Annotated in this window: 14 protein-coding genes; 6 read left to right on the forward strand and 8 right to left on the reverse strand. The window is 72.5% G+C overall.

Annotation, left to right across the window (positions count from 1 at the left end; all coding sequences use genetic code 11):
- Positions 1-25: 25 nt before the first annotated feature.
- A complete protein-coding gene (locus B4915_RS03045; RefSeq protein ID WP_105804362.1) occupies positions 26-391 on the reverse strand; it encodes a DoxX family protein in 366 nt (121 codons plus the stop codon).
- Between the two features lie 689 nt (positions 392-1,080).
- Between B4915_RS03045 and B4915_RS03050 the strand changes: the two genes are divergently transcribed.
- From B4915_RS03050 to B4915_RS03065, 4 genes are all read left to right on the forward strand, one after another.
- On the forward strand, positions 1,081-1,365 hold the full coding sequence (locus B4915_RS03050) for a ZIP family metal transporter (protein WP_146120014.1): 285 nt from the start codon (positions 1,081-1,083) through the stop codon (positions 1,363-1,365).
- A 117-nt stretch (positions 1,366-1,482) separates the two neighbouring features.
- A complete protein-coding gene (locus B4915_RS03055; protein ID WP_181158437.1) occupies positions 1,483-1,908 on the forward strand; it encodes a ZIP family metal transporter in 426 nt (141 codons plus the stop codon).
- Positions 1,909-1,978: 70 nt separating this feature from the next.
- A complete protein-coding gene (locus tag B4915_RS03060) occupies positions 1,979-2,254 on the forward strand; it encodes a type II toxin-antitoxin system Phd/YefM family antitoxin (RefSeq protein ID WP_105804589.1) in 276 nt (91 codons plus the stop codon).
- Positions 2,251-2,517, forward strand: coding sequence for a type II toxin-antitoxin system RelE family toxin (locus B4915_RS03065; protein ID WP_105804364.1), 267 nt, complete (start codon positions 2,251-2,253; stop codon positions 2,515-2,517). The genes B4915_RS03060 and B4915_RS03065 overlap by 4 nt, the downstream gene beginning before the upstream one ends.
- A 31-nt stretch (positions 2,518-2,548) precedes the next feature.
- Here B4915_RS03065 and B4915_RS03070 read toward each other — a convergent pair whose 3' ends face one another.
- The 3 genes from B4915_RS03070 to B4915_RS03080 all read right to left on the reverse strand — a co-directional run bounded on the left by B4915_RS03070 (position 2,549) and on the right by B4915_RS03080 (position 5,393).
- Positions 2,549-2,833, reverse strand: a complete 285-nt coding sequence (locus B4915_RS03070) for a hypothetical protein (protein ID WP_146120015.1) — start codon at positions 2,831-2,833, stop codon at positions 2,549-2,551.
- A gap of 125 nt (positions 2,834-2,958) precedes the next feature.
- A complete protein-coding gene (locus B4915_RS03075; protein ID WP_342747274.1) occupies positions 2,959-3,903 on the reverse strand; it encodes an ABC transporter ATP-binding protein in 945 nt (314 codons plus the stop codon).
- Positions 3,900-5,393: an ABC transporter permease gene (locus tag B4915_RS03080; protein WP_105804367.1), complete on the reverse strand. Its 1,494-nt coding sequence runs from the start codon at positions 5,391-5,393 to the stop codon at positions 3,900-3,902. The genes B4915_RS03075 and B4915_RS03080 overlap by 4 nt, the downstream gene beginning before the upstream one ends.
- Positions 5,394-5,612: 219 nt before the next feature.
- Between B4915_RS03080 and B4915_RS15010 the strand changes: the two genes are divergently transcribed.
- A complete protein-coding gene (locus tag B4915_RS15010; protein WP_105804368.1) occupies positions 5,613-7,013 on the forward strand; it encodes a sensor histidine kinase in 1,401 nt (466 codons plus the stop codon).
- Positions 7,010-7,678 (forward strand): response regulator, encoded by a 669-nt coding sequence (locus B4915_RS03090; RefSeq protein WP_105804369.1) that lies wholly within the window; start codon positions 7,010-7,012, stop codon positions 7,676-7,678. Before B4915_RS15010 ends, B4915_RS03090 begins: the two co-directional genes overlap by 4 nt.
- Positions 7,679-7,757: 79 nt before the next feature.
- Here B4915_RS03090 and B4915_RS03095 read toward each other — a convergent pair whose 3' ends face one another.
- The 4 genes from B4915_RS03095 to B4915_RS03110 all read right to left on the reverse strand — a co-directional run bounded on the left by B4915_RS03095 (position 7,758) and on the right by B4915_RS03110 (position 11,460).
- Positions 7,758-8,294, reverse strand: coding sequence for a flavin reductase family protein (locus B4915_RS03095; protein WP_105804370.1), 537 nt, complete (start codon positions 8,292-8,294; stop codon positions 7,758-7,760).
- 94 nt (positions 8,295-8,388) lie between these two features.
- Positions 8,389-9,171: a DUF1684 domain-containing protein gene (locus B4915_RS03100; RefSeq protein WP_105804371.1), complete on the reverse strand. Its 783-nt coding sequence runs from the start codon at positions 9,169-9,171 to the stop codon at positions 8,389-8,391.
- Positions 9,168-10,310, reverse strand: a complete 1,143-nt coding sequence (locus tag B4915_RS03105; protein ID WP_105804372.1) for an LLM class flavin-dependent oxidoreductase — start codon at positions 10,308-10,310, stop codon at positions 9,168-9,170. The genes B4915_RS03100 and B4915_RS03105 overlap by 4 nt, the downstream gene beginning before the upstream one ends.
- A gap of 28 nt (positions 10,311-10,338) precedes the next feature.
- Positions 10,339-11,460, reverse strand: coding sequence for an LLM class flavin-dependent oxidoreductase (locus B4915_RS03110; protein WP_105804373.1), 1,122 nt, complete (start codon positions 11,458-11,460; stop codon positions 10,339-10,341).
- Between the last annotated feature and the right edge of the window lie 76 nt (positions 11,461-11,536).

Here is an 11,536-nt window from a genome sequence, read left to right on the forward strand (position 1 = left end):
CGCGGGGGCGCGGAGAGCCGCGGCGTCAGGCGACGGCGACGAAGCCGAGGATCGCCACGACGATCGAGACGATCGCCAGCACGAGCGCGGGCGCGAAGGGCTCCTTGCGCCGCGCGTGCACGACGATGGCGCCGACCATGAGCACGGCGAGTGCGATCGCCGCGATGGGGCTGAGCACCGGCGCGATCCCGGTGAGGGGCGGCAGCACGATCCCGAGCGCGCCCAGCACCTCCGCGATCCCGATCCACTTGACCGACGTGCTGCTGAAATCGGCCGCCCAGGCCATGCCCGAAGCGGCGAGGGCCTCCTTGGGACGGGCGATCTTCATCAGCCCGGCGGCGAGAAAGGCGAGTGCGAGCAGGCCGCCGACGATCCAGAATGCGATGAGCATGAGTGACTCCTTAGGGGTGAGAGCGGTTGCGCAGACCGCCGGATCGGTCCCTCGGCTCCGCGCAACTCCGCAGCGGGGCGGGGGATCCGCGCCCATACGATGCGCATACCGCACACCAAGATGCCGCCGGATTGCTTGTCGCGACAACTTATGACGCGCTCTGCTCCGCCAGCCGCGGCCTGCATCTCCGGCGAGCACTGCCGGAGAGCGGCCGAGCGGGGAAAAACGCAGATTCCCCGGCGCACGAGAGCTGTGTTTTTCCCCAATCGGCAGGAATCCGGCCCCGGGCAGCGCCCCTGTGCGCCTCCCATGCGCGGGCCGGGAGGCTCGGAGCCGCTGACTGCCCCGGGATGCGGGTCCGCGCGGTCGAGCGGAGCGGGCGCCGTGCGGCGGCGTCGCGGTCGGTGTGCGCGACGCCGCCGACGCGAAGGGTGTCGTCCCTCCCCGATCGCCCCTCGACGTCCCGCTCCCGCCCCGCGCCGCCTGCACTGCACAGAGGATTCGCGCACGGTTCACTCACTACAGCCAAGTCCGAATCCCCGGCGATTCATATACTGGGACCGGCGGAGCCTATGCAAACCCTGGGCACGCGTCGCGTGCCGTCACTCTCCGCCAACCGATCCCCGTCCCATCTCAGGAGGCGAACTCGATATGGAAGACGGAATCGACCGCAGGGTCCCCTCGTGCTCGTGAGCGTGCTGTGGGGCGCGGTGGGCTCGGTGCCGCTGGTCATCGGCGCGCTCCTGGCCGGGGTGCGCCGGTGGCCGGATCGGGTGCTCGGGGTGGTGCTCGGCTTCGGGGCGGGCGCACTGATCGCGAGCATCGCCTTCGAACTGTGGGAGGAGGGCTTCGAGCAGGGCGGGCCGGTGCCGCTCGCGCTCGGGGTGGCGCTGGGTGCGACGGTCTACTTCACCGCCGACCGGCTCGTGGAGCGGCGCGTCGCGGCCGGGGCGGGAGGGGGGGGGCTTCTTTAAACATCTCCGAGCCCACCAGACCGGGGCTGGTCTCGTTTGCCGGCTTTCCCATTGAAAAAAAAAATCCTTCTGCTCCTCTGTTAGTAGCTTTTTTCGGTATAGGCTGCGGCGGCGGGGGTGCCGCTCGCGCTCGGGGCGCTGCTCGACGGCATCCCGGAGCAGCTGGTCCTCGGCTTCGGGCTCGCGGAAGGCGAGGGGGTGAGCATCGCGCTCGTCGTCGCGATCTTCGTCTCGAATCTGCCGGAGTCCATCGGATCGTCGGCCGAACTGCTCGACGGCGGGGTGAAGCGTCCCGCGGTGCTCGGCCTGTGGGCCGCCGTGGCGGCGCTGTGCGCCGGGGCGACGGTCGCGGGCTGGGCGCTCTCCGGCGCCGCATCGGTGGGCGTGCGCTCCGGCCTCAACGGCTTCGCCGCGGGCGCGCTGCTCGTGATGCTGGTCGACTCGATGATCCCCGAGGCCCAGGGGCGCGCCAAGGATCTCGCGGGCATCGCCACCGTGCTCGGCTTCGCCCTCGCCGCCGCCCTCTCTGCGATCGGCGGCTGAGGGGCGCCGCGACCCGGAGACGCGCGGTGCGGAGCCGTGATTGGCCGGAGTTCTGGCTAGAGTGGTGAGCATGAAGACGGTGTCGCTGAGCGAGGCGAAGGACAGGCTGTCCAGCTACGTCGATGAGGTCGAGACGGAGCACGAGCGGATCCGCATCACCCGGCACGGGCGGGGCGCGGCCGTGCTCATCAGCGAGGACGACCTCGAATCCCTTCAGGAGACCATCTTCTGGCTCTCGCAGCCGGGCACGCACGAGGATGTCGCCGAGGCCCTCCGATCCGGCACTGAGGGAACCACGCTCGGGGTTGCCGAGGTGCGGGCACGCTTCGGGTTGCCGCCGCGATGAGCTGGGAGGTCCAGTTCTCCCCCGCGGCGCTGCGGAGCCTGGATCGCCTGCCCCCGCGGATTGCCGCCGCGGTCGTGGAGTTCACCACGGCGACACTGCCGCAGAACCCTGAGCGCATGAGCAAGCCCCTCCGCGACGAACTGAACGGACTGCGCTCCGCGCGCCGTGGGGACTACCGCGTGCTGTTCTCCCTCGACCACGAGCGCGGCGTGCTGCTTGTCATCAGGCTCGCGCACCGCGCCGACGCCTTCCGCCCCCGGTGAGCCTCGTCCCGGCCGTCAGCCCGTCCGGGGCTCAGGCGATCTGGAGGGAGCGGATCGAGTTGCCGAAGACGTGCCGGTCGATCACGGTCTCCGCGCCGCGGCCGGGTTCGGTGCCCGCTCCGAGTCCCGCGCCCGTGAGCGCGGCGCCGGCGCGGAGGCCGCGCGCGGCGAGGGCGGCGAGGCGATCCGCGTTGCAGCCCGCCGCGAAGACGTTGGTGGGTGCGAGCCCGGGATCCAGCAGCGGATCGATGACGAGGTTCCGGAGGGCTCCGTCGTCGCGGTGCGCGCCGATGTCACCTGTCAGGAGGACGTGCACCGCGAAGTGGCGGCGACTGGTCCGTGCAGTGGGGGCCGGAAGGAACGACGGATCGCTTCCGACCCGCATGCGAGCAACGGCGAGTGCTCCGCGGCGAGCTGCGCACCGCGCCCACGACTCGCCGCTCAGAGCTCGTGGAGGGTGCCGTTCTCGAGGCGGAGCCGCCGGTCGGCGCGCCTGGCGACGGCGGTGTCGTGGGTGACGGCGATGATGGTGAGGCCCTCACGGTTCAGCCCTTCGAGAAGAGTGAGGATCTCGTCGCGCATGGCCTCGTCGAGGTTGCCGGTGGGCTCGTCGGCGAGGAGCACGCGGGGACCGGTGACGATGGCGCGCGCGATGGCGACGCGCTGCTGCTGGCCGCCGGAGAGCTCGCCGGGGCGGTGATCCGCGCGGTCGGCGAGGCCGACCTTGGCGAGGGCCTCCCGCACGAGCTCCGCGCGGATTTCCCGCTTGCCGCCGGGAGCGGCGTGCGCGGGACCGAGGGCGCCGCGGGCTTCGAGGGCGACGTTCACGTTCTCCGCGGCGGTGAGGGTGTGGATCAGGTTGAAGGCCTGGAAGACGAAGCCGAGCTGGGTGGCGCGGATCCTCGTCAGCTCCGCGGCGCTCGCGGTGCCGAGTTGGGTGTCGTTCAGGGCGATGGTGCCGCTGGTGGGGCGGTCGAGGGCGCCGAGCAGTTGCAGTAGCGTGGATTTCCCGCCCCCGGTGGGACCCTGGATGGTGAGGAACTCGCCGGGTGCGACGGTGAGATCGACGCCGGTGAGCGGGGTGATGGTGCCGCCGCGGGCGCGGTACTGCTTGGTGACGCCCTGCAGCACGTAGAGCGGCGGATCGGGCGGTGCGTCTGCCGGAGTGCCTTCCGGTGCGGGAGCGGCGACGGGACCGGGCAGCTCGGTCGCGGGGATCGGCGCGCCGTCCGCGTGCTCGGCGGCTCCGCTGGAGCCGGGACCGGCGGCTTCGCCGTTCGCGGCGTCGAGGCTGCGGGGTGCGGTGGTGGTCATGTTCGTCTCGTTTCGTTCGGGATCCTGAGCGGAACCGTGATCGGGGTCGGGATCTGCCGGTGCGGGGGTCATGCGACGGAGCGGAGGGCTTCGGCGGGGCTGAGCCGTGCGGCGCGCCAGGCGCCGAAGCCGCCGGCCAGGAGTCCGCCGAGCAGGGCGAGCGCGAGGGCGAGGGCGACGACCCACAGGGTGACCGGGGCGTGCAGGGTGATCTCCGAGACGGTGGTGCCGAGGCGGCCGGCTGCACCGCCGATACCGCCCGGTCCCCCCTCGATACCGCCCGGTCCGCCGGCCCCGGTCGGGGCTCCCCCGGCTCCGCCGCCCGCGGCGGCTGGTGTGCCGCCCCCGATGGTGGGGCCGATGAGGTTGACGATCGCGACGGCGCCGAGGCCGAGGATCAGGCCGGCCACCCCGCCGAGGAGGGCTTGCACGCCGGATTCGCCGGCGAGCTGGCCGACGACGCGGCCGTTGGACCAGCCGATGGCCTTGAGCGTGCCGAACTCGCGGGTGCGGCGCGCCACCCCGGAGCTGGTGAGCAGCATCGCGATCGCGAGGGCGACGGCGAGCACGATGATCGACAGCCACAGGCCGAGGTTCGTGATGAGCGAGGAGGCGCTGCTGAGCGATCCCGAGACCTGCGCGGCGAGGTCCGCCTGCGAACTGACGGTCGCATCCGGGAGGGCGTCCTCGATCTCCTGCTGCACGGCGTCGATCCCGGCGGCCGAGGAGGCGCTCACGTACACGGTCGACACGACGTCGTCGGCTCCGGCGAGGGTGCGGGCGGTGTCGATCGGCAGGTAGACGTTCGCGGCGGTCTCCGCCTCGTCGCTCGTGGATGAGACGATGCCGACGATCTCAGTGTCGCTGCCGCCGACCGAGAGCGTGTCGCCGACGGCGAGCTCGGCGCTCTCGGCGTAGCGGGAGTCGACCACCGCGACCAGCTGGCCCGCGTCCGATGCGTCGAGCGCGCGGCCGTCGGTGACGGTGGTGGCCGAGAGCGGGCCGACATCGGAGGCGGCGGGATCGACGCCGAGCACGGTGAAGCTGTCCACGCCGAAGGAACTCCCTCCCGCGCCATCGGGTCCGCCCGCGGGCGGGCCGCCCTGGCCGCCCTGACCTGGAGCCTGGAGCTGCGAGGTGTCGGGCAGTTGCCCCGTGAAGGTGGTGTTGGTGAGGCTCAGTGCGCCGGTCGCGGCCTCAACGCCGTCCAGCGCGGCGACCGTGGTCACGGTGTCGGCGGCGAGGGTGCCCTGGCGCGGGTCGGTCATCAGCCGGGAGGTGGCGAGGGTCCGGGTGCCGTCGTCCCCGGTGGTGCCGTCCCCGCTGCCGAAGTCGAAGCGGGGGCCGCCCCCGTCTTCGGGCTGTGCCGGGGTCCCGGTCACGGTGAGGTCGGTGCCCACCCCGTACACGCCCTGCAGGGCCTCGGTCTGCGCCTGCCGCACCCCGGTCGAGAGCGCGGAGACGACGATCACCAGCGCGATCGCAACCGCGAGGCCGACCGCGACGATGACGGTCTGCCGTTTGCGGCCCAGCAGCTCGCGCCGCAGCATGGTCCAGTACATGCGATTCCTTCCGATAGCGGGATCGAACCGGCGAACGGTGGCCGGTGACGTGGCGGCCCGGGCGGATGCGCATCCGTCCGGGCGACAGGATCGAGTCTTCCGGTCCGGCGACCCCGGCGCGTCACCCCGCCGGGTACACCTGGGTACCGCGACCGCGGTATCGGGAACTGCCGCGCGCGGGTGACGCGCGCGATGCCGGATCTGGGCAGACTGGGAGTCATGAGCGAGACGCGAGACCCGGGCGCGGACGGAACGCCGCACGCCGGGGCTGCGCATGCCCGCTGGCCGGGGTGGGCGATGGATCTCACCGCCGCTCTCGTGGTGGTGCTGGGCGGCAGCGTCCTGGCGGGGGTGCTCGGCATCGGCTTCGGCGGAGGGCCGGGTCTCGGGCCTTTCGGCCCGTTTGGGCGATTCGACGGGGCCGACCCCGGCGGCCCTCCCCCCGCGCCCCCGGCGGAGGCGTTCGCGCTCCGGCAGACACTCGGCCTGCTGCTGTTGTTCCTCGCCGCGGGGCTCATGTTCCTGCGCCGCCGCCACCCGCTGACCGTGTTCGCGACGGCCTTCGCGTGCTTCGTCGGCACGGAGCTCGGCGAGTTGCCCTCGATCGGCCCGGGGATCGCGCTGACGATCGCTGCGTTCACGCTCGCGAACCGCGCTGCGCGCCGCACCGCGTTCATCGCCACGGCCATCGCAGCCGGGTGCGTGCTGCTCCTGAGCCTCGCACTGACCGGATGGGACTCGTTCTCGCCCCGCGCCCTCCAGGTCGCCGCCGCGGTCGCGATCGCCGCAGCGCTCGGGGACAGCACGCGATCCCGGCACGCCTTCATCGCCGCCGTCACCGAGCGGGCCGAGCGCGCCGAGCAGACCCGGGAGGCTGAGGCCAGCCGCCGCGTCACCGAGGAGCGGCTGCGGATCGCCCGCGAACTCCACGACACCGTCGCCCACCAGCTCGCCGTCATCAACCTCAACGCGGGTCTGGCCGACGGGCTCGTCGCCTCGCAGCCCGAGCGCGCCCGCGACGCCCTCGCCGTGATCCGCGAGGCGGCACGCGGGGGCATCGCCGAGATCGGCGAGCTGTTGCGCTACCTCCGCACGGAGGCCACGCACGCCGACGCGGACGCCCCGCAGCCCGGGCTCGACCGGCTCGGCGCCCTCGTGGCGGGAATGCGCGAAGCCGGCCTCGACCTCGCCTTCCGCCTGGGCGGCGACCCCGGACGGGTGAGCGGGGCCGCGGGCCGCACCGCCTACCGCGTCGCGCAGGAGGCGCTCACCAACGCTCTCAAGCACGGAACGGAGCGCCGCGCTGAGTTGAATATCGACATCGGCGAGGACGCGCTGCGGATCGAGTGCCGCAACCCTGTGGGCCCGGCGGCGGCCCAGATCGAGGCGGCCCAGACCGCGGCGGCCACCCAGGCCCCGCCCCCGGCGGGCGACGAGCCCGCGTCCGGCCTCGGCCTGCTCGGGATCCGCGAGCGCGTGACCGCGCTGGGCGGCAGCGTCGAAGCGGGCCTCGCGGACGGAGCATTCCGGCTCTCCGTCAAGCTGCCCCTCACCGGCGCGGCGTCCGCCGAGACGGCCGCCGCCGGCACCACCGCGCCGCTACCGGAGGCGGCGCCGTGACCACCGTGCTCATCGCCGACGACCAGGTCCTGATCCGCCAGGCCGTCACAGGCATCCTCGCCGTCCACGACGATCTCACCGTGGTCGGCGAGGCCGCGGACGGCCGCGACGCCGTCGCCGAGGCCGCCCGCCTGCGCCCGGACGTCGTGCTCATGGACATCCGCATGCCCGAGCTCGACGGCATCGCAGCCACCCGGCAGATCTGCGACGATCCCGAACTCGCGAGCACGCGCGTCCTGATCCTCACCACCTTCGAGGAGGACGAGTACGTGGTCTCCGCGCTGCGCGCGGGCGCGAGCGGCTTCATCGGCAAGGGCGCGGAGCCCGAGGACATCGTGCGCGCGGTGCGGGCCGTGCACGCAGGGGACGCCCTCCTCTCCCCCGCCGCCACCCGCGGCCTCATCGCCCGCTACGTGCTCAGAGACGGCCCCCGCCTCGACCACCGCGAGCTGCCCGCGCTCTCCGAGCTCACCGAGCGCGAGCGCGAAGTCTTCCTCCTCGTCGCCCGCGGCCGATCCAACCAGGACATCGCAGACGCCCTCTACATCTCACGCCACACCGCGAAGACCCACGTCAACCGCATCATGACCAAACTCGGCGCCCACGACCGCGCCCAGCTCGTCATCCTCGCCTACGAGCACGGCCTCATCACCCCCGGCGACTGAAGCGCCGGACATCGCGGCGCTGAAATCCGGAACGCTCAGAGGACGCATCCGGACAGCCCCGTGGGCGGCGCCTTCCTCGTCAGATCTCGTATTCGAGGTCGCGGTAGCTGCCGCGATGGAACACGAGGGGCTCGATACCGGGTTCGGCCTGCAGCGCCGTGACGCGCAGCAGGAAGATGATGTGGTCGCCGGCCTCGATCTCTCGCTCGACGGCGCCACCCACCCACCCGGTCACCCCGTCGAGGATCGGGGCGCCGGTCGTCCCCTCGGGGTTCCAGGCGACTCCCTGCCACTTGTCGGTGCCGGATCTGGCGAACTGGGCGCTGAGGTGGCGCTGCCCAGCGCCCAGGAAGTTGACGACCGCGCTGCCGTGGGCGCGCACCGCGGGAAGGCTGCGGGAGGTGCGGGCGACGGAGAAGGAGACGAGCGGCGGATCGATGGAGACACTGTAGAACGACTGGCAGGTGAAGCCCACCGGGCCCGCCACCCCCTGGGTGGTGATGACGGTGACCCCGGAGGGGAAGGCGCCCACGACGTCGCGGTAGTGCCGCGCGTCGAAGGCGACCGCCTCGCGTTGCCCGCGGTCGGAGGTGTGGGTGAGGTCTGAGATGGTCATCGCTGCTCGCTTTCCTGAGGTGTACTGGGGCGACGGAACTCGCCTCGCCGGAGCGCCACCCTCGCTTCGACGCGGTTACCGGAGCACGGCGCGCTCAACGGAGCACGACGCGCTCACCGGCGCGGATCGGCACCGCGAGGCGGTTTTCTGCGACCGGCAGCGGGCAGACGAACTGGTCGCTGAACGCGCAGGGAGGCAGATAGGCACGGGTGAAGTCGACCACGGTGCGGCCCTCGTCATCCGGCAGCGGCACCGTGAGGAACCGGAATCCGTAGCTCTCGACCCCGTTGGTGGCGTCGCCGAAGACCACCGAAATGCCGGCGGGACCGACGGTTCCGGTGAGACGCAACGGTTCGCCGTCGAGCTCGAAGGCGAGCGATCCCGAGGTCGCCGCGGTCCGGCGGTACCCGTCGGCGAGCTCGATCTCCCGACGCTGCTCTCCCGGTTCGAAGCGTGCCCCGAGCCGCCACCGCGGCTCGGGGTCGTAGGCTTCGATCGCGCGCAACCCGAGACGTCCGGGTGACGCGGGATCGAAGATCCGCAGCGCCAGGGAACCGTCGCGCTCGAAGCGGCGCAGCGCCCGCTCCCCCGCGCGCAGCTCGGTGACGCCGTCGTCCAGCACCGCTTCGCCCGTCACGGCTTCGCCGCCCGGCAGCGTGATCTCGCCGGGGGCGAAGCCCGATCCCACGATGCTCGTTCCGGCCGCTCGCCAGGTGCCCGGAAGGGCGGGCAGCTCGCGCGGCTCCTCGCTCAGCCAGGCGGTGAGGGTGAGGGCGGCGGGCCCGTGGGGCTCGGTCGCGGCGGCGAGACGCTGCCGCTGCCAGTCGTGCCAGCTCGCGGCGAAGGGGTCTTGAGTGCCCGCAACCGCCGCGTTCACGAGAGCACCCTCTCGGCGCCGAGCCCGGCCACCCCGGCCAGCAGCTCGGCCCGGCGCCGCGCCCACCCCTCGCGCAGCAGGGGCACGACCTCGTCGATCAGGATCCGCGCCTTCTCGACGGTCTCGTCGATGGTGTGCAGGGTCGGGTGGATGCCGAGCACCAGCTCGTCGCTCAGCGGGACCGTCGGGTCGTCGAGCAGGTCCGCGGCGAGGGTCGCCGGATCGCCCCAGACGAAGTTGTCCGAGAGCAGCTGATCGGCCGGGCTGTGCTCGGGATTGACGCGGCCGAGCTGCGCCGCATAGGCGTTCCAGTGCGCGGCGCGACCCGCGGCCTCGGCGAGCGCCAGCTCGGTGGTCTCGCCGGGGTAGGCAGTGCGCGAGGTGACCACCCAGGGGGTGCGCGCGGCGCCCCAGGTCTCGGCGAAGATGCGACGGTACTCGAGCACCGAGTCGGCCTGTCGCCGCTGGAAGTTCCGGCGCTCGTCGGGGTGCCGCTCGGGCCCGTTGCCGAATCGCTCGAGGATGAACGCGTCGCCGCGGCGCGCGGCGTAGCGGATGGTCTCGAGATTCGAGCTGCCGTGGAAGAGCCTCCCCTCCAGGGCGGGCGCGGCGGGGTAGATCGAGGCGCTGCCCCCCTCGACCCGACTGCCTTCGAGCGCCCAGTGCAGGGTGTCGACCTTCTGCTCGAAGGCCCGGTCACGGTCGGGGTGGTAGGCCTCGAAGACGTGGTAGGAGTCGCTGGGCACGCCCTTGCCGAGGCCGACGAGCAGGCGCTGGCCCGAGAGGTGATCGATCACCGCGAGCTCCTCGGCGGCGCGCACGGCGTCGTCGAAGATGAGCGGCAGCACGGCCGTGCCGAGACCGATGCGCTCGGTGTTCGTGGCGAGGGCGCCGAGGAAGGAGTAGGGCGTGGGCAGCGTCGACCAGCCGCTGCCGAAGTGGCGAGTCGCGATCCAGACGCTGTCGTAGCCCTGCCGTTCGAGTTCTTGCGCGAGGCGGATGTTCTCGCGGTAGATGCTTGCCAGATCGGCGTGCTGGTCGAGGTGGGTGATGAAGCCGATGCGCAGGCGCTCACCGATATCGGTGCTGTCGAGCGGGCTCCGGGTGCCGAGGGGCGGATGCAGCGGGTGTGCGTTCATGATGGGTGTCTCCTGGTCGGGGTGGGTTCTAGGCGCGGGCAGGTTCGCGGCCCGCGGCGGCGCGGCTCACATCGGGATCGCCGATGTCGCTGCTGTAGGGGGTGAGTCCGTCCGGCAGGGGCCGGTCGGCGATGCCGCGGTCGATCCACGGCGTAGCGGTGTGCTGGGCGTCGGCCTGCAGGCCGGGCAGTTCGGCCGCGAACAACTCGATCGACTCGAGCACGTGCTCGCGCCGCACGTGCGGCCCGCTGAACTGGATCGCCGTCTCTTCGGTGCCGTCGAACTGCGCGGTCCACTCCCAGATCTTGTCGGCCACCTCGCTCGCGGTGCCCACGGCGAAGGAGAGCCGCTCGGCGATGTCGTCGAAGTCGGCGCTGTCGGGGCCGCCGCGCCAGTCGGTGCGCAGGTAGATCGCGGCATACTCGCGCAAAAACTCCACGGCGCGCTCGCGGGCGATCTCCCGGGTGGGACCCACGAGGCCCGAGCGCAGGTGGACCACCTCGCCGCCGGGCACCGCGCTGCGATACTCCTCGTTGAAGCGCAGCCGCTCGGCGAGGGGCAGCGGGCGCGGGATCATGAGCCGGAAGCCGTGCTCGCTCGCGAGCGGGATCGCGTTGCGGCCGGCCGCCGTCCAGATCACGTCGCGAGCGGGGCGGCCGGGCGGGGGCGAGATCTCCACGCCCTCGAAGGAGTAGAACTCGCCCCGGTAGTCGACCACGCCCTCATCGAAGGCCTGACGCAGGATCTCGTGGATCTCGCGCGCGCGCCGGGAGGCGTCTTCGGGCTCGAAACCCCACACCGCGGCGAGCTCGTCGGTGGTCATGCCGGTGCCGACGCCGAGGTCGAGCCGTCCACCCGAGAGCGCGTCGACGAGCGCCGCCTGCTCGGCGAGCCGGATCGGGTGGTAGTAGGGCGCGCACACGACGGCCGCGCCGAGCCTGATCCGCTCGGTGACGCCGCTGAGGCGGGCGATGAGGGTGAGGGGCTCGGGGATCTCGCCGCGCGAGCCGAAGTGATGCTCGGTGAACCACACACCGTGGTAGCCGAGGCGATCGCCCAGCACCACCTGCTGTTCGATATCGCGGTAGAGGGCGGCGGGCGACTGGCCGGGCGAGGTGTCGCCGTAGTAGAAGAGGTCGATGCGGGGCATGGGAGGTTCCTTTCGAGGTGGCCCCTGTCTCTTACACCCATCTGACGCTGCCGACGATAAGCAGTGTGGAGGAGTG

The organism is Leucobacter massiliensis, assembly GCF_002982315.1.
Taxonomy (GTDB): Bacteria; Actinomycetota; Actinomycetes; order Actinomycetales; family Microbacteriaceae; genus Leucobacter; species Leucobacter massiliensis.

What these genes read in the sequence shown, in the direction of transcription:
- B4915_RS03080 (WP_105804367.1), bottom strand. Translation starts at nt 5,393, where the DNA reads ATGTACTGGACCATGCTGCGGCGCGAGCTGCTGGGCCGCAAACGGCAG.
- B4915_RS03095 (WP_105804370.1), bottom strand. Translation starts at nt 8,294, where the DNA reads ATGACCATCTCAGACCTCACCCACACCTCCGACCGCGGGCAACGCGAG.
- B4915_RS03045 (WP_105804362.1), bottom strand. Translation starts at nt 391, where the DNA reads ATGCTCATCGCATTCTGGATCGTCGGCGGCCTGCTCGCACTCGCCTTT.
- B4915_RS03105 (WP_105804372.1), bottom strand. Translation starts at nt 10,310, where the DNA reads ATGAACGCACACCCGCTGCATCCGCCCCTCGGCACCCGGAGCCCGCTC.
- B4915_RS03060 (WP_105804589.1), top strand. Translation starts at nt 1,979, where the DNA reads ATGAAGACGGTGTCGCTGAGCGAGGCGAAGGACAGGCTGTCCAGCTAC.
- B4915_RS03065 (WP_105804364.1), top strand. Translation starts at nt 2,251, where the DNA reads ATGAGCTGGGAGGTCCAGTTCTCCCCCGCGGCGCTGCGGAGCCTGGAT.
- B4915_RS15010 (WP_105804368.1), top strand. Translation starts at nt 5,613, where the DNA reads ATGAGCGAGACGCGAGACCCGGGCGCGGACGGAACGCCGCACGCCGGG.
- B4915_RS03110 (WP_105804373.1), bottom strand. Translation starts at nt 11,460, where the DNA reads ATGCCCCGCATCGACCTCTTCTACTACGGCGACACCTCGCCCGGCCAG.
- B4915_RS03075 (WP_342747274.1), bottom strand. Translation starts at nt 3,903, where the DNA reads ATGACCCCCGCACCGGCAGATCCCGACCCCGATCACGGTTCCGCTCAG.